General features: G+C 46.3%; 12 protein-coding genes. 6 read left to right on the forward strand and 6 right to left on the reverse strand.

What is annotated here, in order from left to right; genetic code table 11:
• Positions 1 to 45 precede the first annotated feature (45 nt).
• The 4 genes from MIC7113_RS31275 (at position 46) to MIC7113_RS31290 (ending at position 14,356) form a co-directional block, all read left to right on the forward strand.
• Complete coding sequence (locus MIC7113_RS31275) at positions 46 to 7,698, forward strand: neuraminidase-like domain-containing protein (RefSeq protein ID WP_015186196.1); 7,653 nt, start codon at positions 46 to 48, stop codon at positions 7,696 to 7,698.
• 14 nt (positions 7,699 to 7,712) lie between these two features.
• A complete protein-coding gene (locus tag MIC7113_RS31280) occupies positions 7,713 to 11,069 on the forward strand; it encodes a Tc toxin subunit A-related protein (protein WP_015186197.1) in 3,357 nt (1,118 codons plus the stop codon).
• Between the two features lie 257 nt (positions 11,070 to 11,326).
• Positions 11,327 to 13,096: a MobV family relaxase gene (mobV, locus tag MIC7113_RS31285; protein ID WP_015186198.1), complete on the forward strand. Its 1,770-nt coding sequence runs from the start codon at positions 11,327 to 11,329 to the stop codon at positions 13,094 to 13,096.
• A 543-nt stretch (positions 13,097 to 13,639) separates the two neighbouring features.
• Complete coding sequence (locus tag MIC7113_RS31290; RefSeq protein ID WP_390465443.1) at positions 13,640 to 14,356, forward strand: hypothetical protein; 717 nt, start codon at positions 13,640 to 13,642, stop codon at positions 14,354 to 14,356.
• 223 nt (positions 14,357 to 14,579) lie between these two features.
• Here the strand turns inward: MIC7113_RS31290 and MIC7113_RS37065 are convergent, their stop codons facing one another.
• On the reverse strand, positions 14,580 to 14,717 hold the full coding sequence (locus MIC7113_RS37065; RefSeq protein ID WP_216596517.1) for a hypothetical protein: 138 nt from the start codon (positions 14,715 to 14,717) through the stop codon (positions 14,580 to 14,582).
• A 268-nt stretch (positions 14,718 to 14,985) separates the two neighbouring features.
• Between MIC7113_RS37065 and MIC7113_RS31300 the strand changes: the two genes are divergently transcribed.
• On the forward strand, positions 14,986 to 16,875 hold the full coding sequence (locus MIC7113_RS31300) for a HEAT repeat domain-containing protein (protein ID WP_015186200.1): 1,890 nt from the start codon (positions 14,986 to 14,988) through the stop codon (positions 16,873 to 16,875).
• A gap of 18 nt (positions 16,876 to 16,893) precedes the next feature.
• Positions 16,894 to 19,086, forward strand: a complete 2,193-nt coding sequence (locus MIC7113_RS31305) for a pentapeptide repeat-containing protein (RefSeq protein ID WP_015186201.1) — start codon at positions 16,894 to 16,896, stop codon at positions 19,084 to 19,086.
• Here MIC7113_RS31305 and MIC7113_RS31310 read toward each other — a convergent pair.
• From MIC7113_RS31310 to MIC7113_RS31330, 5 genes are read right to left on the reverse strand one after another with little or no spacing between them, the layout of a single operon-like run.
• The gene (locus MIC7113_RS31310) at positions 19,051 to 19,776 is read right to left on the reverse strand and encodes a DUF192 domain-containing protein (RefSeq protein ID WP_226883730.1); all 726 of its coding nucleotides are present in this window, start codon (positions 19,774 to 19,776) and stop codon (positions 19,051 to 19,053) included. The genes MIC7113_RS31305 and MIC7113_RS31310 overlap by 36 nt on opposite strands.
• Complete coding sequence (locus MIC7113_RS31315) at positions 19,712 to 21,370, reverse strand: ATP-binding protein (protein ID WP_015186203.1); 1,659 nt, start codon at positions 21,368 to 21,370, stop codon at positions 19,712 to 19,714. Before MIC7113_RS31315 ends, MIC7113_RS31310 begins: the two co-directional genes overlap by 65 nt.
• A gap of 15 nt (positions 21,371 to 21,385) precedes the next feature.
• Positions 21,386 to 22,870: a hypothetical protein gene (locus MIC7113_RS31320; protein WP_015186204.1), complete on the reverse strand. Its 1,485-nt coding sequence runs from the start codon at positions 22,868 to 22,870 to the stop codon at positions 21,386 to 21,388.
• A gap of 17 nt (positions 22,871 to 22,887) precedes the next feature.
• A complete protein-coding gene (locus tag MIC7113_RS31325) occupies positions 22,888 to 23,202 on the reverse strand; it encodes a hypothetical protein (protein WP_015186205.1) in 315 nt (104 codons plus the stop codon).
• A gap of 12 nt (positions 23,203 to 23,214) precedes the next feature.
• Positions 23,215 to 24,936, reverse strand: coding sequence for a type IV secretory system conjugative DNA transfer family protein (locus tag MIC7113_RS31330; protein ID WP_015186206.1), 1,722 nt, complete (start codon positions 24,934 to 24,936; stop codon positions 23,215 to 23,217).
• Positions 24,937 to 25,078 lie beyond the last annotated feature (142 nt).

The following is a 25,078-nucleotide window of genomic DNA, read 5'->3' on the forward strand; positions in this document are numbered from 1 at the left end:
TGATAGCGTATTTTTTCTAATTCAACTTTTCCAGGAATTCAACCCATGAAACCCATCGCGCCTCCCCTGAATCACAATAGTCAAGGTTCAGAAGTTGTCAACTTACAGGATGGCTTACTGCTGCTGCTAAATCGGCAGTATCTAGGCTCCATTTCTTCTGATGAAATGCAGGCTTATCTGAAGGGGATTCGTAAAGAGCAAAATGCTCGGATTTATGGGGAAGTAACCACAAAACTGGTTGCCATTTTTCAGGAGCAATCTCGGTTACAGACGATAGGTGAAGTTGATGCCCCCACTGCCGAAGCATTAAATAAGATCCTAAAGGCATGGGGAGCATTTGATCAACCCGAACAATTCATGGTACGAGGGCGAATACTGACCAGTGATCGCACTCCTATCAGAGACATCCAAGTACGGGCATTTGACCAGGATGTGCGATCGGAAGATTTTCTAGGTGAAACCACGACCAATGCCGATGGTTACTATGAAATTCACTACTCTGCTGAACAGTTTCGCCGTTCCGAAAACGAACGTGGGGGAGCCGACTTAATTGTTCGAGTCTATGATCCCCAGGGGCAAGTCATCGCCACCTCGCCGACAATAAATAACGCAAAAGCCGAAGAAACAGTTGATATTGTTGTTCAATCGCAACAACCTCCTAGCGAAAGCGATCCTATCGTTCAGGGAGAAGTTCGTAGCCGTAATCGACCTGCTGTGAATGGTCTGCGGGTCGTAATTATAGACAAAAACGTTGGAGCGGATGTCCAGCTTGCTACAACGACAACGAATGAACAGGGCAATTATCAAGTCCGATACAAACAGTCTGCTTTACAACGACGCGGCAAGCAAAAACCAGATCTTCAGGCACAGGTTTTTGCGGGTGAAACCTTTCTAGGCGCATCAGAGGTTCGTTACAACGCCTCGACCAATGAAACGCTAAATGTGTTACTACCGGAAACGGCTGATGCTGCCCTCGCCTCAGAGCATCAAACCCTGATGCGGGATTTGACGGCTCAGTTTAAGGGTAATTTACGAGATTTGCAGGAAACCGACGATCGCAAGGATATTACCTATCTCGCTAACAAAACGGGTTGGGATGCACGGGCAGTCGCGATCGCTTCTCTTGCCGACCAATTTAGTGCCAGAACCGTTAATGCCAACGGTCAAGTTCAAATTGCTTCCCCTTTCTTCTATGCTCTCTTTCGGGCAGGTATCCCAGCGAATGAGAATGCTCTATATCAGCTGGATGCTAAAACCACCGAAACAGTTTGGCAGAAGGCGATCAACCAAGGTGTAATTCCTGCCAATTTGAAGGATCAACTTCCCCAGGTTCAGGAACGCTTTCAAGCATTGGCAGCGAAACAAATGCTGACTAGCCCAGCGGTGGCGGGAGTATCGTCACTGAAGGATATGCTTTCCGTGTCGCTCAACCAGCAAGCTGACCAAGAACGGTTTGCTCAACTCTATACCCAACACCGAGGGGACTCAACTCAGTTCTGGCAAGCGGTTCAAAATACATTTGGAACGCAGGTTGGACAACGCTTACAGCTTGATGGTCAACTCGGTTACCTCACCATTAACAACGCGCCATTGATTCGTAAACTGCACAGTGCTGCTGGACAAAACGGAGTGACAAATGTTGTCAATCTTGTTGAACAGGGATACTTCCGTGCGGAGAACTGGCAAAACCTAATTGGAGACCTGGCAGTTCCCAAAGAAGTTCCCGGAAAGGATGATGCAGAAAAGCGATCTAACTATAGCGAATTGCTTGCAACTCAAGTACGGCTGAGTTTCCCTACAGCTGTTGTTGCCCAGATGGTAAAAAATGGCGAAACTCCCCTTAAAAACGGGGCAGGAGAACAAGTTCATACTTTTCTCATGGAACAGCAAGGACAGTTTGAGATTGGGATGCAGCCCGTTGAACAGTATATTGCTCGAAATAAATTGCAAGTTGCGCCCGAAGTAGCGCAGGAAGTCAAGCGAATTCAAAGAGTTTATCAAATTACACCCAACGATCGCGTCATGAACACCCTATTGAGCCAGGGGTTAGATTCTGCCTATGCGGTTGTCAATCGCTACGATCGAGATGAGTTTGTGCAGACGTTTAAGGAAACGTTGGGTGGCGAAAAGATTGCCCAACTCACCTATGCCAAATCGGAGCAAGTACATAATGTCGTGCTCAATCTTGCCACATCCTATCTCACAACTAATCGGGCACCCGGAATTGGTCTTGGGGGACAAATTCTGAACCCCCAAATCTCAGCATCAACAGGTGATACTGCAAGTGATGTCATCGCTTACCCCACCCTGGAAAACCTTCTGGGTGAGATGGATTACTGCACCTGCGAACATTGCCGCTCTATCCTCAGTCCGGCTGCTTACCTGGTCGATCTGCTGCTATTTTGCGATCGCCCAATCAACGAAAGAGAAAATCCCCAATCTGTTCTGCTGGAGCGCCGTCCCGATATTCAACACCTGCCCCTGACCTGCGAAAACACTAACACCCCACTTCCCTACATCGATCTGGTCAATGAGACGCTGGAGTACTACATTACTAACGGTCTTTCTCTCGCTGACACTAACCCAGATCCCAACATCAATACCGAGTACAAGGGACATACCACCGAAGACGATGTCACCCCCGAAGAACTGCTGGCAACGCCCCAGTTTGTCAGTGACACAGCCTATACCACCCTTGCAAATACTTTATTTCCGGCTCCCCTGCCCTTTCATCAACCCCTGGAAAACCTGCGACGCTATTTCGACCAGTTTGAGATTTCGCTTTCCCATGCGATGGAACTGCTTCGCAAAAATGATGCCATCGATCGAGCCAGTTCAGATGACTATGGCTGGCGTGACATTTTGATGGAGGAGTTACATCTCTCCCGCACTGAGTACAGGCTGTTGAGCGATCGCACCCTAACCTTGCAGCAACTCTATGGATTTAATCCAGCAACACCGATCGCAAATGTCCAATCCACTTTGGCAAATGCCAAAACATTCTGCCGTCGCATTGATATTTCTTATGAAGACTTGATTGAAATCCTCAAAACTCGATTTATCAATCCCAATTCTGATTTGATTCCCAAATTGGAACGACTGGGTGTGCCATTCTCAACCTTGAAGAATTTTAAGGATGGAACGATTACCGATGCCCAGTTTGACGCCTTACTGAAACCGGGTCTAGATGCGAGTCAGTATGGAGGTGATATCAAAGCATGGGTAAAAAACGACACGAACTATGCCAAAATCATGGGCTTGATTGTGTTAACCAATCCCACAGCGGCAAGCGATCTCTGTCGGTTCGATCAACTTGAATTTCGCTATGCCAAACCAGATAACGCTACCAATCAACTGCGTGCCTTTGAATATGTCCGTCTGATTCGCTTTATTCGCCTCTGGAAGAAGCTGGGATGGACCATTGAGCAAACAGATAAGACAATTACTGCTCTCTACCCAACTACGCAACTTCCTAACGATGCCGATGATGCGGTTAACTTACAGCGGTTGGATACAGGCTTTTTGACACTGCTGCCGCGTCTGGGCTACATCAAACAGGTGATGGATTTACTGAACCTGAACTTGAAAAAGGATCTGCCGTCGTTGCTCGCTTGCTTTGCCGCGATCGATACCCACGGGATGACATCCCTCTATCGCCAAATGTTTCTGAGTCCGTCACTCCTAAAGCAGGACAGCGCATTTGCAGATGATGGATACGGCAATTTCCTCACAGATAATACCCAGAAGCTCATAGCGCATCGTGAGTTGCTCCGTGCAGCATTTCTGTTAACGGATAATGAGTTTACTCAGATCATTACCTCGCTCGGTTTCGATGCAAATACTCCGCTGAATCTCGATAATATTAGCGGTATCTTTCGGCATGGCTGGCTGGCAAGAAAACTAAAACTCAGTGTGCAGGAATTCTTGCTCCTAACCCAATCTACAGGCTTTACTCCCTTCATTGCTCCCGATCCAGCAAATCCACCCATCCTGCGATTGATTGAGTTGGTGAATCGCCTGCGCCAAGTTTCCCTAAAACCTGTCCAGGCACTCTATTTAATCTGGAATCAGGACATCAGCGGTAAGTCTGTGCCGTCTGAGACTGAAATTCTGGGGTTTGCTCGATCGCTGCGAACCGGTTTTGCGGCGATTGAAAGTGAATTTGCCCTCACCACCGATCCAGACGGTCAGATTGCCCACAGTCGCATGGCATTGGTCTATGGCAATGAAGCGACCGACTTCTTCTTTGGTCTATTAGGCAACACACTCACCACCACCGTCACTTACAGCCACGGTCAGCCAACTTTAGAACAGCCCATTCTCGATGTTGCCCCCGGACGGCTTGCCTATGATGATTTCCGCAAGCAGCTTATCTTTAAGGGTGTTCTTACCCCAACGCTCCGTGATGCGCTGAAGGCAGTTGCTGGAGTCACTGCCCAGTTTCAAGCCGCCGTCGATAGCCTCTATACCGAGAACCAGCAGACCATCAATCCATTTTTCGATCGCTATCCTGAACTGCAACCTCTATATGCAGCTTATGCATTTTTTGGAGAGTTGAAAACCTCTGTCGGTTACACCCACGGTCAATCAACGCTGGAGAAACCAATTTTAGATGTTGCTCAGGGGCAACTGACCTACGACGATACCCTTCATCAGCTCTCCTACTTGGGTGTGTTAGCTACGGATAAGCGTGATGCACTCAAAAATGTCCCAGGAGTGTCAGCCCAATTCCAAGCAGCAGTAGACAATCTCTACACGGCTAATCAAAACAGCATTCAGGGATTTTTCCTGCTTTACCCAGTACTTGCGCCACAGAGGGAGTCCTATTTAGCTGCTAACAATTCAATTGAGCAACGATCTACCGTTCTCTTAGCTAATTTTTTGCCAGAGCTAAAACGGCGACGTAAACAACAACAAGCAATGCAGGTGCTCAGTGCCGCCGCTAAAGCTGACGTGAGTTTTGCCAGTAGTTTGGTCGATAATGCAACCGTCCTTCATGCTGCTCAGAACAATACCCAACCTGCACTCAATGACCTGCTAGCCCTGGAAACAATGGGACTGGCAGCACAGTTTTTCTTCCGCGATACAGCAGCCGGTGCCGTCGATCTGAGTCGGAATGCGGAAGCCAACCTTAACTATGCGGCAACTGGGAGCCATCCCCTGCCTGCCAATTCAGTCCCTGCTAATGCGATCTCCGGTATCTGGAGTGGCTATCTGGAAGCTCCGGAGAACGGATTCTATAACCTACGGATTGAAGCCGATGCTGGGGCAACCATAACACTGAAATTGGCAGGTACACCCATTCCTCTGACACAAAATGGCACGCGCTGGAGCAACAGCACCCCGATTGAGTTACGGGCAGGAACACTGTATGCGATCGACCTCAAAGCAGAAAAGATCAAGGACACCCTGAGTGTTCGCTGGCAAACAGCGGGACGGGGTTGGGAAGTGATTCCGTCGGCATATCTATACTCCGCCACCTTAACCTCACGCCTTCGCACTGCATATATCCGATTTTTGAAAGTCACGTCATTGGCGACTGCACTAAAACTGACGGCAAATGAGATCGCTTACCTTGCTGCCCAAGCCAGCTACCAAATTAATAGTCAGGGGTGGTTGAACAATTTGCCCGTTACCGGAAGTCCTGACAACGCCACCTCCACAGCCCTTCTTACAGCTTTCAATGGCTTGCTTGACTTTGCTCGCATCAAAGCTGAACTTTCCCCCGACGACGAGCGTCTGCTTACAGTTCTCAAAGACCCGGCAACACCAATCCAGAAAGACCTAACGACAACTACACCGAACCCTAATAGTTTGCCATTTAGTTTGCTGTTTAGCCTGACTCGATGGGAAACCAACTCGCTTGATGCGCTGCTGACTCACTTTGGTAAAGTCATTGGCGATTTGAGTCAAATTGAAACCTTTGATCGCATTTACAATGCCTACCAGATTGTGAGGCAGATCGGTATTCCGGCAACTGCACTGATTCAAGCGACGACCAACGAACCCACCGCCGCAACCGTCCGCGATTTCCAGGCAGCTCTGCGTGCCCGTTATGACGAGAGTACCTGGCTTCAGGTTCTGAAACCGATCAACGATGAAATGCGTCGGCTCCAGCGAGATGCTCTGGTTTCTTACATCCTGCATCAAATGCGGAGTAACCCTGCAACGGCTCACATCGATACACCCGATAAGCTGTTTGAATACTTCCTAATGGATGTGCAGATGGAACCCTGTATGCAAACATCCCGCATTCGTCACGCGCTTTCATCCGTGCAGCTTTTCATTGAACGTTGTTTGATGAATCTAGAACCACGAGTTGCACCTTCATCTTTTCAATCAAAGCAACGAAAGCAATGGGAATGGATGAAACGTTATCGCGTTTGGGAAGCCAACCGAAAGGTCTTTCTCTACCCAGAAAACTGGTTGGAACCAGAATTGCGTGATGACCAGTCGCCCTTCTTCAAAGAAACCATGAGCGAACTGCTCCAGGGAGACATCACTGAAGACCGGGCAGCCGAAGCTTTACTCAACTACCTGACTAAACTAGAGGAGGTCGCAAAGCTGGAACCCTGCGGCATTCATTATGTGGAAAATGACCCAGGGACGGCTGATGATATTGCCCATGTCGTTGCTCGTACCACAGGAGCCAGTCGCAAGTACTTCTACCGTCGGCGTGAATATGGCTACTGGACACCCTGGGAGCAAATCAAGCTTGATATTGAAGATAATCCAGTACTACCAGTGGTGTGGCGCGATCGCCTCTTCCTGTTCTGGCTTCGGATTATCAAGCAAACCCCACTGGATACTTCTAAAGTGGCGTCCTCTCCTGGTCCAACAGGTAACAATAACCAGGAAAAGACCCTAGCCAATGTCACGTTAAGTGAAACCAAGCAAAGTGCTCGGAACGATGCCCAAGCTGCTACTCAGATGACAGTACAGGCTGTTCTGTGTTGGAGTGAGTATTTCAACGGCAAATGGCAACCCGTCCGCACCTCAGATGTCGCTCAACCGCTCGGTTTAGGTCTGTATGATATCTCTGGGACAAATGCTTTCGATCGCTCAAAGCTACAGCTTTCTGCCTTTTTCTGGACAGAAGACACTTTACGTATCATCGTCAGTAATCAAATTGGAGCGGGAGCTTCATTTTTCCTGTACAACACACACAGTTCACCAGAACTGAGGAATGAGAAAAAGAATCGCCATTTTGCTCCCAAACGAATACTTGATACAGGGACAGACACGCTCAAAATCAACTACCCCAATTCCAGCATTACTCAATCCATTCTTAAAAACAGCATCGGAGCTGGCACACTCGATCCCCATCATCCGTTGACTGGAAATCCCTGGGATGCTCCCTTCTTTTATTGGGATAGTCGTCATGTCTTTTATGTAACGACATCACAGCGGATTATTCAAATTCCTTGGTGGTTTGACTTCGGTGTTGTTGTTTCTCCATCTGTTGGAAAGCTCGACATTCCGCCATTGGTGCTTCCACCCGTGAAGGTGATTCCTGATCCGATTGGTCCTGTGATTAAACAACCAGGGTTCGGAGTTGTTGATCCGTCACCAATCGAGCGATATGTCACGCAAGATGCCTATATCAATCGGGGAGTTGGAAGTATGGGAACTGTGCGTTTTGGCAATCAAGAAATTGGTCCAGCGGGCAGTCAAGTCAATGTCATTCGGACACGCTAAGGAGAAACAAGATTATGGCAACAAATACAATCGCGCAATTCGGATTTCATAACTACAAAGATGCGCTGGTGAACAGTCAACTAACCTGGTTACAGTGGGAGGACTTTACTTATACCTTTGAAAACTTTTTCCATCCCTTTGTCAGTGAGTTGATTCAGCAGGTGAACCGGGCATCGGTTCCTGGGCTACTAGACCCAAATTATCAGCAAAGTCTAACGACTGAATTCTTTGATAACTTCTACACAGAGTTGACAGATTTTCTCACCCACATCAATCACTTTCCGAAGGAGATTGATCTGCGGGATGGTGGTCCTTATGCCAACTACGACTGGGAACTGCTATTTCACATTCCGCTGACGATCGCGGTTCATCTCAGCAAAAATCAGCGATTTGCCGAAGCTCAACGGTGGTTCCACTTTATCTTTGACCCCACCTGCACCGATACTTCAGTACCGACTCCACAGCGGTTCTGGAAGTTTCTTGCCTTCCGTAAGGCGGATGGCGCAAAGCAAATTGATGAACTGCTAACGTTGCTTAGCAAGCCAGATGCTGAATGTTCTTCAACTGAGCAAGACCTGAAAAGAAAAGTTTTGTCCGGCTATGAAGCGATTAAGAACAAACCCTTTCAACCCCATGCTGTAGCGCGAACTCGTCAGATTGCCTATCAGTACTGTGTGGTAATGAAGTATCTGGACAACCTGATCGCTTGGGGCGACAGTCTGTTCCGGCAAGACACGATCGAATCGATTAACGAAGCAACCCAAATCTATGTGCTAGCAGCAAACCTACTAGGAGAACGCCCACAGCGTATTCCATCACTAGGAAAAGTTCAACCTAAAACCTTTGCTCAGCTTAAAGCTAAGGGACTCGACCCAATGGGCAATGCCCTCGTAGAACTGGAAGGGAAGTTTCCCCTCAACCTGGGATTGCCGCAAACTCAATCGTCTGATCCAGGTGTAGCTGCTCCCCTATTTGGCATCGGGCGCACTCTGTATTTCTGCATTCCGCGTAACGATAAGCTGCTGAGTTATTGGGATACGGTGGGCGACCGCCTGTTCAAGATCCGTAATTGTTTGAATATCGAAGGGGTGTTCCGTCAGCTTGCCCTGTTTGACCCACCGATCGACCCTGGAATGTTGGTTAAAGCCGCCGCCGCAGGCATTGATATTGGTTCAGTCATCAATGGCTTAAATCAACCCCCCAGTCCGGTGCGAACTCCACTAATCATCCAGAAGGCTCTGGAACTTTGTGCAGAAGTGCGGAGCCTCGGTTCAGCTTTGTTGTCTGCAATTGAGAAAGGCGAGAGTGAGCAGTTGGCACTGTTACGCCAGAGCCACGAAATCAAGATTCAGCAGATGACCCAAGATGTGCGCTTTTTGCAGTGGAAGCAAGCACAGGAATCTACACGCTCTCTCCTCACTAGCCGCGCAACAGCTTTAGAGCGACTCCACTACTACCAGCGATTGCTAGGATTACCAGCCGACACTAATGCACTAGATACATTACCATTGGACTTCGAGCATTTATCGTTGACCGAGGAGAATTTTGATCAGAACTATGCCGCGCTGGTTGGACAATATGATAAAACTCTGGCTCTTCAGACCCTGCCAAATCTGACGATCGCTGGAGGTTCTTCTCCCTCTAACCAGTCTGGTGCATCAGGGCAAGGGGCACTTTACCTGAACAGCAAAGAAGATGCTGAGTTAAACACGCTCCTACCGACCGCAAGGGATACAGGATTGGCTGCTTCTGTTGTGGAAGCAGTCGGGGCGGCATTAGCTTTTATTCCAGACGCAAAAGGTAATTTGCATTTCTGGGGATTGGGTGGAACGATTGATGTCAAAGTTGGCACAGCAATCACCAAGTCGGTTGAGATTGCAGCCAGAATCCTGAGGATGATTTCTGTCTATAATCAGGAACAAGCCAACATTGCAGCCAAAACTGCTTTGCATGAACGTCGGGCTGATGATTGGCTTTTACAGTACAATCTTGCTGCCCATGAACTGATGCAGATTGGACGACAAATTCTCACTTCTCTAATTGCAGAACAAATTGCCCATCACGAATATCTGACCATCCAACAGCAGATCGAGCAGTCACAGGAGACTGAACGTTTCCTAAACGAGAAGTTTACCAATCAAGAACTCTATGCCTGGATGCAGGGTGAACTTTCGCGCCTCTACTACGAGTACTACCGTTTTGCGTTTGATACGGCTCGTAAAGCAGAACAAACCATGAAGCGAGAGTTAATGCGCCCCGAAGTGGATGCAACTGACTATATCAAATTCAACTACTGGGATGGTGGACGTAAAGGCTTACTCTCGGGTGAGGCGCTCTATCTCGATGTGAAGCGGATGGAGATGGCTTACCACGAGAACAACAAGCGGGAATTGGAACTGACTAAACACATTAGCCTGCTTCAAGTGAGTCCTCGCGCATTGCTGCAATTACGCACTACTGGCAGTTGTACAGTTTCCCTCCCCGAAGAATTGTTCGATATGGATGGTCCCGGACATTACCTACGGCGCATCAAAACTGTTGCCGTTACGATTCCTTGTGTGACTGGCTCCTATACCAGCGTGAATTGTACGCTGACGCTGCTGAAAAGCTCAATTCGCAAAAACGCCCTGTTAAAGGATGGTAACTATCCGCGTGAGGACAGCGAGGACGATCGCTTCATTGATTCCTTTGGCAACCTCCAATCTATTGTCACCAGCACCGGACAGTCTGACAGCGGGCTATTTGAGACGAATTTGCGTGACGATCGCTACCTACCCTTTGAAGGTTTAGGAGCCATCAGTGAATGGAAACTGGAACTTCCTGCTAATCCCAGCAAGGGTGATCCGCTTCAGTTCGACTACGACACGATTACTGATGTCATCCTACATATGCGCTATACCGCTCGTGATGGTGGAAGGTTGCTGAAGAACGCGGCGATTGCCAATGTAAAAGAACAGATCGATGCAGCTCAGACAGTTGGTTCTGTGCGGCTCTTCTCCTTGCGCCATGAATTTCCCACAGAATGGGCAAAGTTTAAGAGTGCCAAAATTGAAGGAGAGACTAAGACAGCAGAGCTAACGCTGAATCTTAGAGCAGAGCATTATCCTTTCTGGAGTCAGGGGCATCTGGAAGCAGTTAAACGGTTAGACTTCTTTGCTGAAACCGTGAAAAATACGGTGGATATCAGCACCAACGCAGATGGTACAGGCAGTAAAGATAGCTTGCTCAAAGATGCAGGTTTAGGAAATTTGAGGACAGGCAAGTTGACAAACATTCCACTCCCAGCCCCAATCAGTCAATTTACGCTTTACTTCAATGACAACTCGATGGAAGAACTCTGGCTAGCAGTAAGGTGGGGCAAAGCAGATTGAACACAGTTGCGGTTAGGCTGATGTCATGCTAATGGATGCTCGAAGGTAGCGGAGATCTCCGCTCTTTTCATCATCTGCCACTGCTCACGTGAACTGATAACTGAGGGAGAGAATGGCGATCGCCATTCTCACTCTGGCAGTTCCTATCTCTCTAGATAGATGTCAAAATACTTCGACTCTCAACAGAGAGCATTGGAGTCATAGCGAGACTTTAATGGAAAAGCAATGTGTTAAGAAACTTTGCTAAAAGTTTTCCTATGGCTTTCACCGTTTGCAGGATTCAAAAAATCAAGAGTTGGGGGGAACTAGGCGGTAGCGAACAGCATACCACTAGAAACAGAGAAACTCCCAATGCCGACCCATTCGTATCAAATATCCGCTTGATTGGCACTGCTAATGACCCAGACCTCGCCACTCTGGTACAAGAAAAAATTGGCAATCAAAAGATTCGGAAAAATGCCGTCTTAGCTGTAGAATTTATCCTTTCTGCCAGTGCTGAATACTTCCGTCCCGATAACCCCTCCCAGGCAGGAGCTTATGACCCCAAGCGCCTAAACGACTTTGCCGATGCCGCCACCCAATGGCTACAGTCGCAGTACGGCGATAGAATTGTCCGCTCTGAGTTACACTTGGACGAAGCTACTCCACACATTCACGCCTATCTGGTGCCACTGGATGAGCGAGGGAAATTGAATTGTCGGGCGCTGTTTGGTGGCAGTAGGAAAAAACTATCAGAACTTCAGGATAGCTTTGCTCGCGCTGTGCAACATTTGGGCATAGAGCGAGGAATCAAAGGTAGTCAAGCTACTCACACCGAAGTCAAGGATTACTACGCTGATATTCACCGTGACTCGCTCAATATCAATCTAGAACAGCTACCAAAGCCACTTCTGAGTGAAAGCGCTGCTAGTTATCGAGAGCGCGTGCAGAAGACTTTGCAGCCACTCTTTGAGATTATCAATCACCAACTCAGCGATCGCCAACGGCTACTCAAACAAAAAGAGGAGCTAAAGCAGACAACTCTCTCCAGTGAGAAGGAAAGGCAGAAGTTAGAGCAGCGCCTTCACCAACAAGACGCATTAATGCACAACTGGAAGGAATTAGCGAACCAGTTGCGAGATTTGCCCCTGGAGGATGTCGCCTACGAATTGGGACTTGACCCAGATACTAAAGGTAAAAATAGATGGAAAGGTCAGGGTCACATCATTCATATCACCGACTCTAAATTCTACGACTTCTCAGGCGAGCAACGGGGCGGAGGGGGTGCAATTGATTTAGTGATGCACGTCAGACAGTGTGAGTTTAAGCAGGCTATTGCTTGGTTGAGCGATCGCTTTGGGTCTTCAGGTATGCTTCGAGCTGTGACTCACCAGGCAAGGAGTCAGGCACTACAGATTAGCAAAGATGAGCCAGCTCCCAAGTTTGTGCCGCCAGTGCCAGATGAAAGTCAATGGCTTTCTGTACAACACTACCTGACCCATGAGCGCCAACTGCCCTCTGACTGGGTAAAGGCTCTACACCAGCAGAAATTGGTCTATGCTGACTCTAAGCAAAATGCAGTATTCCTTCAGCGCTCTCTAGATGGGGAAACCACAGGAGCGTTCTTGAGGGGAACAGTAGGTAAACATAACACCTTCCTTGGGTTAGCTCCTGGTAGCAAGCGTTCTGCCGGTTGGTTTTATGTGAGATACGGCAGAAGTGAAACTGATTTAATTGAGAGGGTAGTGCTACTCAAGTCTCCCATCGATGCCATCTCATTCCTTAAATTAGATTATCCACCCAAGACTAAAACACTCTATTTGACTGCTGACAGCGCTCGGAGCTTACCTCTAGACTTTCTCAAAAAGATACCCACCCTCATCGCCGCATACGACAATGACTCAGCAGGAGACGAGATAGCAAGACAAATCAAACAGCTTCTGCCCCAAGCGACCAGAGTCAGACCGAAGGCGAAAGATTGGAACGAGGAACTGAAGCAACAGCAACAGCAACAACCAAAACAGCAGTGGCAGGAACAAGAGCGCTAGTAGCGTTGCTTTCTGTAAGGTTTTACTCAACTCTAATAGCATTTCTTAATTTAAGAGTTGTGATATATATCACTAGCAGGAAATGATTACAATCATGGGGATTTATTCATTTAATCACAGCTCTTGATACGGCTTTTAATATAGATTTCTACCTCTTATTTTACCTGAAGAAGAATTTTACTTTTATTTTTATTTGTCAAGGGATTGAGTCACTTTAGTGGCTAATCTACATCATAAGTTTTTAAAGTTTTACGGATTCTTTACGAATCTATGTTGTTGCTTTGCAATATTTTTATCTAGCAAACAAATAATAAATATTAGATGCCTCAAAAAACAAAAACAATTATCTGACAAGCAGGAAGTTTAGTAAAGCTCAGTATTTGAGAAGTAAACCTTATGATTCAACCAACAGAACTATTTCCTCAAAACTCAGAATCTTCCCTTCTTGAAACCCCAGAAAAAATCCCACTCGCTAAATCAACTCGCTGGCATTATAAACATTACTCTTGCGCCGCATACCAACTTCCCAACGGAGAGTTGGTGATGAGCGATCGCCAAGCATCAAGACCAGTTAAACAGTCCAAGAGAGATGTTAAAGAATTCATGGAATCACACAGTTTAGAAAGTATCCTTGTACAAATTCCTAACCGAAAAGTTATTTCGGCTTACTCATTAAGTACTGTTGCTATCTACTGGAGATATCTTTTAGATTCTCGTTTGATCTCAGAACAGCTAGCAGACCAATATGAATGGAAAGATATTATCGAATCTTTACAACATCCAGGTGAGGCAACTCTTTTATCAACAAGTCAAGAAGAGCAAGAAACTGAATTTACTGTCACGCCAGCTAATCCTATCGTTTTAGAATTACAAAGGAAACTACTATTGGAAGTTCTGATTTTACCCAAGAGAGAATATCGAATCAGTCCGGAATCTGGTCTGGGAGTAATTGGAGTTTTGGAGAATTGGTTGCAAGAACTCCCTAACTCTCCTAGGAAATTAAAAACTTTGCTGCAAAGAGGCTTTTCTGGAGAGTCAAAACTCTGCCAAGTCAACACGACAAAAGAGTCAAAAATTGTAGAAAGTCTCAGCCTTAACGATTGGCTAACTATTTGGGAGGTCTTTGCCTTTCGTGGTAACAGCAAAGCTGCCGCTGTTCTCAAGGCTTGTGCTAAACAAAACATTCCTCTACGAGTTGAGGCTGCGCTCAAACCCTACTCAATACAAGAGCGCTTTCTCTACTCAAAAACTTTAGCTTGACATTCTCTCCTCCTTTCCCCCTAATTGTTACAGTAGTTTTCGCTTGGGTAAGCCACACTCCTCTGGATGGCAAGGTTGGTAAGAGCGATACACATAGGATGAGAGGAGAGGTACACTCGATAGATTGGCAGCGATTGCGCGTTAGCGTTTGTGTAGCATGGTGCGCTAGCAGCTCTCGCGAAACGAAGTCTAGCGCACCAGCTCTCGCTGAGCTGCCTATCGTTTAGGAATCAGTAAACCAATTTTCTAGCTGAATATCTTGGAAATCAGCGTAGTCTGCCTGATTGTTCGTCACCAGAATCAGATTGTTAACAACCGCGATCGCCGCAATCTGTCCGTCAACATAAGATCTCGAAACCATGAAAGCAGAAACCTTTGGTGGATGAGAGCGATTAATTTTCCAGATGGATAGGATAGGACGTATGATGATATACACCAGAAGTGAACTCGTATCGGCACCAAGGTAAAGGCTGTACCACAGTCATCATTCAAAAGCGGGACGTGTCTTTTAAGAAATTCCTTATAGAAAGTATTTTTGAGCCGGATATGGTAGTCATCCCAATGAAGCTATAGAAAATCATTAACCTTACCCCTTCTACGATGGAACTCTTTTTTGCAGAGGTTTTGCAATGCTTAGCAAGCACTGGAAATTTCAAGCAGCTATATTGACGATCTTAGGTGTGCTGTTTGCTATAACTTTACCTCTGTTAACCAATATCAAAGCACTTTCTCAAACTCCATCAGTTCCGTTACCTATTGCTCAATGCACTGATGTAGAGATTCAACAGCATATCGAGCAACTAGGCAATGGTGAGCCTTCTGCTTTTGAGGGGCTAGTATCGTGTAAATCGAAAGCTGTGCCTGCTCTCATCAAAGCTCTCAAAAATCAGGATAAAGACGCTCGTCTTATTATAATTTCTGTGCTGGGGCAAATTGGTTCACAAGCAGCACCAGCAATACCTTCTTTAACTGAATTCCTAAAGGATGAGAGTAGTGATGTTCGTATCATTACTGTTCAGACTTTAGGAAAAATAGGTAAAGACGCAGTTCCGGCTCTAATTACTGCTCTTAAAAGAGAAGATGGATATGCTAGTCCTGTTCCTTCTTCCGATGCCATAGATGTTCTAGGGGAAATAGGCAAAGATGCAGTTCCCGCACTAATTGCCGCTCTCAAAGATGAAGATTGGGGTATTGGTAACGGTGCTGTTAGTGCTTTGGGGAAAATAGGTAAAGATGCAGTTCCTGCGCTATTTACTGCTCTCAAAGATGAAAATAGCATCACCCGCTCTAGAGCAGCTAGTGCTTTAGCAGAAATTGGTGTAGAAGTAATTCCTGACTTGATACAAGCTCTTGAAGATAACGATAGTAAAGTCCGCTCTGGAGCGGCTGATGCTCTTGGGGATATAGGCTTCGAGGCGAAAGCTGCTGTTCCCGCTTTGATGACGGCTTTTCAAGACACAGATAGTAAGGTACGCTCCTCAGCAGCTTATGCGTTAGTCCAAATTGGCATCGAACCCAAATTTGCTGTTTCTGTGTTGAGGACAGTTATTCATGATCAAGTCGCACCCAAAAAATCTGCTTTTCCTGTTATTGTTCGCGTTTCCCCTCAAAACTTACGCGAATTTACCAATAACAATACTCGTGAGACTCCAGAGCGAGCGTGGACAAAAGGTATAGTACGCTCTTGGGCTATTCTGGCTCTAGCAGACACTGGTGTAGAAGCAATCCCTGACTTAATTCAAGCTCTCAACGATAGAGAGCCTTTTGCTTTTTTTCACAGTGAAGAGCGTGCTTTAAGAAAAATAGGTAAAGATGCTGTTCCAGCTCTAATTGCTGATCTTCAATCTCAAGAGAGCCGTACCCGCTCCAGGGCAGCTTATGCATTAATGCAAATAGGTAAAGATGCCCAATCTGCTGTTCCAGCTCTAATTACTGCTCTCCAAGATGAAAATAGTGATGTTCGTTTCAGCGCAGCTATTGCCATATTCAAAATTGGCGGCAACCCAAAGGACGTAATTCCAGAGTTGATTCCTGCTATAAAATATGAGCATATTGGTGGCTACTTATGTGGACCTAACTCTGTCCTTGCTCATGAAGCTTTAGTAGAAATTGGTAAAGACGTAGTTCCAGTGTTAATTGCTGCCTTAAATGATAAGTATGTAGGTTTTAAATATGGTGCTGTGGTAGCTCTAGGAGAAATAGGTGCAGATGCAAAAGATGCTGTGCCTGAACTGACTAAAATTTTCTTAGATCGAAATGAAGATATATGGATGCGCGATGAAGCCATAAAATCACTAAAAAAAATCAACTCAAGTGAAGCTATTTCAATTGTGGAGAGATATAGAAAAACAACTGACGAAATATCGCATTGGGTAGCACAACATCCTAATCTGGGCATATGTGTCCAAGATCCTGCACCTCCAGTAAGGGAAGCAACAACCGCCTACGTGAGTGCCAGACCCCCTGCAATATGCCGAATCCGAGCAATACGGGCTGTACTAAGATGGAAATGCCCCTAGTTGGACGGATGAACAGTAATGGCATACGAATTTCACGGTGCTAATTTACGGGGTGCGGATTTTAGAGGAAAGAACTTGGCGGGGGCTGACTTTAGCTATGCCAACATCCGAGGCGCAGACTTCAGTAATGCTATTCTCGTCGGTGCTAACTTCAGCTATGCCAAAGCTGGTTTACCAACATCCAAGACTATTTACCTAATTGTCTTATCACTCATTCTTTCATTATTCGCCGGATTAATTTCTGCTTATGCTGGTGCTATTGTTGGTGACTTATTAAGTAATGACATCTATGGACATTCCTTTTTTGGATTTGTCGCTTTAATCACTTTAGTAATATTTTTGATTGTTATTTTCTGGCAAGGCTTAGGAGCAACACTGGCAATCGTAGCTGAAGCAGTAGCAGCTTGCTTAATTGCGGCAATTGCATTTTTTCCAGAAAATCAAGCTGGACACAATCTTTCAGTTGGCTCAATCTTGACGGCAGTTACTTTAGCCGGGACTATGGCTGGGGTTGGTCATATGGCTGTAGCTGTAGCTGTAGAGAGAATCCTGGCTCTACCTGGGGCTAGAGCTTTAATCCTATTCATCGCATTGATGGGTGCTGTGCTGGGAACTCTGTTTGGAGTCAAAGCCGAGGAATCCACACCTCTTGAAAATGTGTTTGTTGCTTTCTTGGTAACTGTATTTGTTGCCTTAGTCGCGATCGCATCGGGTATCTATGTTGGCTGGCAAGCTGTAACTGGAAACAGAAAATATAAGATAATTTATTCACTTGCGATCGCCATTGTTGCCAAAGGAGGAACCAGCTTTCGGGGTGCGAACTTAACTGATGCCGACTTTACCCAAGCAACCCTCAAAAGCGTAGACTTCAGAAACGCGACTCTCACCCGCACTTGTTGGTTTCAAGCCCAAAATATTGATCGCGCTCGCGGAGAAGGCACATATCTAGAAGATGCAAGGGTGCGGCAGTTAGCGATTACAAAAGATGGTCAAATTCAAACCTTTGCTTACCTCAGTCTACGCGATTTAAACCTTAAAGATGCCAACTTGCAATCTGCTAGCTTCATCAGTACAGATTTGAGTGAAGCCACGTTGCAAAATGCCAATTTAAAAGGGGCAAAGCTTGTCCAAACCCAGCTCTATCAAGCTACCCTAATAGAAGCTTGCTTAACGGGAGCTTGCATTGAAAACTGGGGAATTTCAACCGATACTCGACTAGATGGGGTAAAGTGCGAGTATGTCTATATGCGACTGCCAACAGAAGACGATCCAGACCCTTGGCGTAAACCGGACAAGCGAAACGAAACGTTCAAAGAAGGAGACTTTGCTGACTTTATTACCCCCATTATTAAAACCCTTGACCTTTATCAAACTCAAGATGTTGATATGCGTCAGATCGCCAAGAGGTTCAAAACGCTCGACCTATTTCACTATGATGGCATCGATCCAACGGCTGCTGCGATCGCAGTCACTCAGTTAGCCGTAAATCACCCAGAAGCCGAGTTAGAAGTTGTAGCGTTAGAGGGACGAGGTCAAGAAAAGATTCGACTTCAAGCTATAGTTGCAAGTGATGCGAATCGCTCTGAACTGTACACGGAGTATTTTGAAAAATACACTGAGATTAAATCTTTATCTTATTCTGACCTTCAAGCACTCTTGCTCGGAATAAAAGAAAAAGATGAACGGATTCAGAGTTTAGAAAAATTATTAGAAAATGCTATACAGCAGCCTAAGTTTTATGTAGAGACGTATCAAAATCAAGGAGAATTTGCCATGTCACAAAGTAAAGGAAACATCAACATCAGTGGTACACAGGGGAATGTCAGTGGTGTTGCCGCCGCAGGTGAAGATTTATCCATGACAGGAGTCGCGATGGGTGAGATTAGCGGCAATGTCACTAATACTATCAAACAGTTGCCTGACTCTACTGAACCAGACAAACCGGGCATTAAGAAACTGCTTACAGAACTTCAATCTGCCATTGAAGCTGATACTAACCTCAGTGATGAGGACAAAGCCGAAGCCTTGGAGCAGGTAAAAGCCATTGCCGAAGCGGGTCAAAAGCCGGAAGATGGAGCTATGCAGAAAATGGCAAAAAATGCAATGAAGTTTCTAAAAGGAACAATTGCAGACTTGCCATCCACAGTGGAGCTTGTTCAAACTTGCGGCAAGCTGTTACCTCTCATCACTAAGTTTTTCGGCTTGCCATAAGTTAGCAGGGGTGTTGGCGATTCCTTCCCTCTGTGCGACTAGAGTGCGATCACCCAACGCCGTAGCGATTGAGTTAATAAAGGAAACCCAACATCTACTTTTGTCAAACACGCTTGCTTGTGAACAGATAGCAGGAGCAATCACAGGTAAGATTCTGACCTGCACTCCTTGCTTCAACTTCAGCTTTTTGATTGTGCCTGCGGGCAATTCAACGACACGATCGACCACTACCTCTGACTTATAGAGAGGACAGGTGTTCGTTTGACAAGGAGGCAAGGATGGTGCGACCGTTACCACACGTCCTTGGTACAAAGAAACGACATCCAAAGGCATAAACATATTCTTCATCCAAACCGTTACCGGACGGGGTGGGTTGACAGGAAATAACATTCCCTTGTCAGGAGGCAAAGAATGCCGATAGCTCAGTCCTTTGGTTTGTTGTTCCGATGTCGTGGCAACCTCTAAATTAATAGTTTGTCCGCTCACAACCAAACGCGCCCCCAATGGCAAAACTTGAGGCTGTCGAGAATAGAGTGTAATAGCAACAGATACAACAGAAAGCCCAAATAAACTGATTCCTATAGCCCAACCCAACCTATCCAACCAGACACTTACTCTCCCCAAACTAAGCGGATTGATTCGCGTTTGACGTGAGGGTTTCTCCCCAGAATGACTGAATGGGTGGTGCATAAATAGATTGGTCCTCGCTGCTAGAAGGTTGAGCCACATAACGCGCCTCATTCTCAATCGCTATAACTCGGTCGGGGTCACGCACATAAAGAGGAGTAATCGCTTCCCGTTCCTCCAACAACTCCTGCAACCCAAGAAGACTGCGCTGTCCCTTGTAGAAAACTTTTCTTGCTGCTTTCTCCACAATCCGAGCTAATTCTGCACCCGTACAATTAACAGTTTTTCCCAGTAGAATCTTCCATTCTTGTTGCGTTAGCGGACCATCCCCATCCTTGTAGCGCTCATCAAACCGTGAAGCGTGCAACTGAAGAATTTGCTTGCGTTCAATTGCTGTTGGAAATCCCACATAAAAAATTTCGTCAAAACGCCCAACGCGAGTTAGTTCTGGAGGGAGAGATTTAAGACGGTTTAATGTGGCAATGACAAACGTTGCTGACTGCTTTTCCTGTAACCAAGTCAGCAATACCCCCAGCAACGCCCTAGAATTAACATCCTCTCCCCTATCATTTGAAGCCGTAAACAACTTATCGAACTCGTCAAAATACACCACTGCTGGAACACAAGCTTCTACTCGAGCAATTAAACGCTTTAGATAGGCAGCACCCCTACTACTAATCGCCCCAACATCCACACTAATTAGCGGAAAGCCTAACTCACGAGCGCTCACCTTCGCCGCCAATGTTTTCCCTGTCCCCGGTGGTCCTACAAGCAACCATCCTTTGGGCAGGGGGATATTGTGCTCTCTCGCCTCAGGAGAATAATCGGATTTCATCTCAAATAGCGCTGCTTTCAATCGATCCAATCCTCCAAAATCTGGAACATTGGGCTGGTTTATGAACTCTAAGCCAACAGAGCGTAAACGCTCAACTTTGTAGTCTAATAAAATCGACAGTAAAGAAACATTATGACCCTGATTTAGCTCTAAACCAAAGCGCAATCCAATTCGTATCTCTTCAAGACTTAAACCCGAAGCGGCTAGAGAAAGCGTTTTCAGGTCAGATTCCTTGTCTAAGTTGCTGTTTTTAGTTGGGAGTAAGGAAGGCAAAAATTCCTTGAGAAACTTACTGATAACCTGCATAGAAGGAAGCGGATTCCATACTTCAGGGATTAGCCCAGCCAGCCGACTAGGTAACTCCACCTCTTCTGTACCGAGAAGCAGTAAATATTTACGCACAGAACTAGATTTGAACTCATCAAAAATGTTGATAAGTTGAGAACTAATTTGTGTGGCTCGTTCGCGAGATATACTATCAGCCGTTGGGGAGATACTACATAACGACTGTAAGTTCTCTAGCACAAATACACCTTCATGAGGACAATCTATTAAAAAGTCAAGAATGCTCAGACAGTCATGACCGGATAGGTCAAACCCATCACATACAGAATTGAATTGAAGGCAACATGTACCATTTAATTGTTGGACTTGCTTGAACTTTCTCTGACCCAAATTCCACAGATAAACCGGAAGATTTAGAGGCGCAGCAAAATTACTTTCAATCCATGAAAGCGTGGACATACGCTCAATTAGTTGTGTTTGGATGGAAACCACTGGCGACCAAGAATCAACTAACGATTTAAGTTCTTGCAACTTCATTGCCTTACTTCTCACTTAATTCCTTTCCCAAGCAAGCTGTTGAGTTCTCTGAGTCGGAACTGCTCTGTTATGCTGAACGGCAGAATTCAACGTGGGTAACATCTGCTCGAAATGGGCTAAATCGCGATCGCTCATTCTTACCCGCAATTGACCTCCAGCCTGAACCAATAGCGGCCCCCGACCGTCTTTTGCATCAATCCTCACCCGACCATCTGGTGTTGCCAACCACCGATAAGAGAGCTTTCCATCCACCTGTACTTTTGAACCAGCACTCCTGGCATATTGACTTAATGCCTCAGTAACAGCCCTCACCCGCTTGAGGTAATCGGTTTCTTGAACTCCCGCAGGCGCTAAAGCACCACTGAGCGCCTCACCCCTGACTTGAGAAAGCTGGAGATGCCTGATATCCCGGTAGTGCGAAGCTTGCAATCTCACCGTGTCGCGCTCTACACGTACTCCCAAGAGTGGAGAGGACTGAAACTGCATTAAAGTCATCCCTGATTTATCCGTGAGAGTGTAAGAACGCCCCTCTCGCACGATTGTGTAGTCATCCGCCTGATAAACTCGCCCCCCATTTGAAACTTGAGAATGGAACAAAGTCTTCAAAGATTGAGCAGCAGCATGTTCGCGACGTAGCGTCGAGAGTGATGTCATAGACTGAGTAACGAAAGCGCGAGTACGCTGCCACCAACTTGTCTGGGTGGGTTTTGCCAGCCGCTGTTGAATCAGGTTCTCAAGAGCCTGTGCCAATTCCTGTTGTTGCCCCTGAGGCTGAGTTTGAAGCTGCTGGATCTGTTGTTGTTGCCGTTGCAATTGAGCGCGTGTCTCATTCAATTCAAGGGTGAGCATCTGCTTGAGAGAGCTGTCTGGTAATTGGTCAACCGATGACCTCACCCGCTCCACGCCTCCCTCTTTTACCTTTGTTAGCTCTGGAGTTTGCCCTAGCTTTCGTCTTGATGGTTCATAGGAAGCTGCGTGTCTCAAGGAGGAGTCAAGAGCAGAAGTGGTTGAGTCAGATGCTGGTAAAGAACTCTCCCCCTGCATCCCCTGCATTCCTTGCTCCTCTATCCTGGGAATATCTGCTACCCCTACATCTGCGTTTCTCCCTGTCTCCGCATCCCTACGTCCGCTCTCAGTAACCCGCTCTTTTTCTAAAAATTCATTAATGATTACCTTGCCTGATTCATCAGTTTTTAGAACCACTTGTCCATCGACTTCAATTGTCTTGGAACAAGCCGAATCGACTACATTGCCTACACTGGTATGCCTTAATTCTTCAAGTTGCTCGATTAATTCAGGAGTTAATTCATTACGAAACGTTTCTCCAATTCGACCGTAAACAACTCTCTTGCCATCAGTTACTCGAATATCCCTAGATTTATTCTCTTCACTGCGTTGAGGCTCTAGATTGAGAAGCTCTTGCAACCACGCTTCAACCAAGCGCTGATAATGCGCTTGAAAAGTGGCAGCATCTCCTTGAGAAACAGTAAAGATTGACATGACACAAAAGCTCCCATCTAAACGAGACTTTGCGTAGCCTCAGATTGGACTATCAAACTCAAACGATTGACCACAATCTCATCATCCACAAACAACAGCGCCAATTGGTCATCCAAACACCAAGCGATGAACTCCGAGGGCTGCTCTAAAAGTCTTTGAGTCTCATAAAGCACACCCCAAGCTTGTCCATACAGCAAACCTTGCTGATCGAAAACCTCAATGACAGAAGCTGAATAATCTGATGCTAGAGGTGACGCATTGAGGGCGGATTGTACCCGACACGCCCAACTGGGATACTTAATCAAAACTTCCTGAACTCGCTCACTATACATAAGCACTACCCCCTAGAAAAATTCCGCCAATTCTTCGGCAGTAGGAGCCGAGATAGGCTCACTCGGTAGCGGGAACAACGCCTCAGCTAACGCTCTACGCTCTTCAAATTGTTCGCGTCTTTCCTCATCCGTAACGCTATAGGAATTAGCTGCCACTAACCTGGGTCTAATCGTGTCCCACTTCTTCTCTGACCAATTCATCTCATCAATGTCTTCTTTTGGGACTTTTACAGGCTGAATCAGAGGAACGTAAGCTTCGCTCTGACGGACATAAGCTGGGTTAATGACTACAGCTTTTCCAGTTCCCAACTTGAGAAATTCGGCTGGTTCTAGGAGAAAGCGCTTCTGATGTTGCTCGTTGAAAGACTTACTTCCTCCGCCCTTACCCGTACTCCTAGATTTGGATTGAAATTGAATTTCTTGCTCTCCTAAATAATCCGCAAACAACTTAGCGCTGGTAGGGTCTTGAGGGTTGAAAATAAACTTGCTTGCCGTTCCCCCTACAATGGCTTGAGCGAGTTCTTTGCCGTAAGCTTTCTCTAACTGGCTGATATTCTGGTATCCCAAAATTCCGCAGAAACCATCTTCTCGGTTTTCGTTCAACCAATTCACTAAGGCTGGCAAATACAAAGTAGGCAACTCATCGAGTGCCACTATCAATGGGTCTTGACGAGGCACGGTTCGTGATACATTTCGGGATACTATCATGTGTAAAATTGCTGCCAAGAGCGGTCCGACAATATCCCGGTTATTCCGGTCTAACCCGAAGATGATTAATTGCTTACCATCTAAATCCAGCGGCAGGGTCGTATTGCCACAAAATGCTCCTACAAAGTCTTTCTTGAGAAACCGTTGAAAAATCCTCTGAGCCGTACCAACAATACTGGCAACGGTTTTATCACTATCTTTTACGCTAATGAGCTGAGAAAGTGGTCGGGTTGTCCAAACTTTCAGCTTTCCTTTAGACGCTGCCTCTAATCGTTGAGGGAGTTGATCTAAACTCAAAATGGCTTGAGCCATCATCAAGTCACAATACTTGTCATCGCCAGTAAGGGTCTTGACGGCTTTGGTTACGAGTAGAATCCCCTCAATCAAACTGTCCCCAGCTTCTTCAAAGAACTTATCCCCGCCGTTGTTGCCGCCGCCTCGGTCAAAGTTGCGGTTGATGACATTGGATAGCTGACCCGCTGCGATCGCATCCTCTTCATCCTTAATCAAATCCAGCGGGTTACACACTTCACTCTCAGGAAACCCAGGCGCAAATACGCGCACGGTATAGCCTCGCTTCAGGGCATAAGCAACTGCCCGCTTCGTCTGCGCTGGGTACTTGAAATCGTACAAGCACATAGGAAAACCCTGATCTAAAGCGGAACGAATCAGAGGGTCAATCACACTGAACGTTTTGCCAGAACCCGCTGCCCCAATTGCCGCAATTCCTCTTTGAGCATCTGGAACGTACAACGTGGGACTGCTACTAAAAACCTTGTCTAATTGCTTTTTCCAGGCGGGTGGGGGTGGAGTTTTAATCAGCCCCTTACTGTGCCAGTCTGAATTCAAGCGATCGCGCATGACAAACGGAGTTCCTACATAGAGTGCTACATTGTTACGCGACACTTTAACCATCTGTTTTTTAGCTTTAGAGGCAGCCCGCGCCTTCTCCTTAGAGCCTCCCCAATAGCTAGTAGCTGTTTTGCCTTTCTTGGCACTGCCAGACATAGCCTGAAAAGCCAGCATAGCGGCAAAACAAGAGAGCAGGATTAAGCCAGAAGGAGACCTCAATGAAGTGATTAACTGATTGCTCGTAGAAGTGATAGGATTCGTGTTCGCCGATGCGATTACTATTGGTTTTGAAAAAAGATTTGACATGACATACTAA

This window comes from Allocoleopsis franciscana PCC 7113 (genome assembly GCF_000317515.1).
Classification (GTDB): domain Bacteria; phylum Cyanobacteriota; class Cyanobacteriia; order Cyanobacteriales; family Coleofasciculaceae; genus Allocoleopsis; species Allocoleopsis franciscana.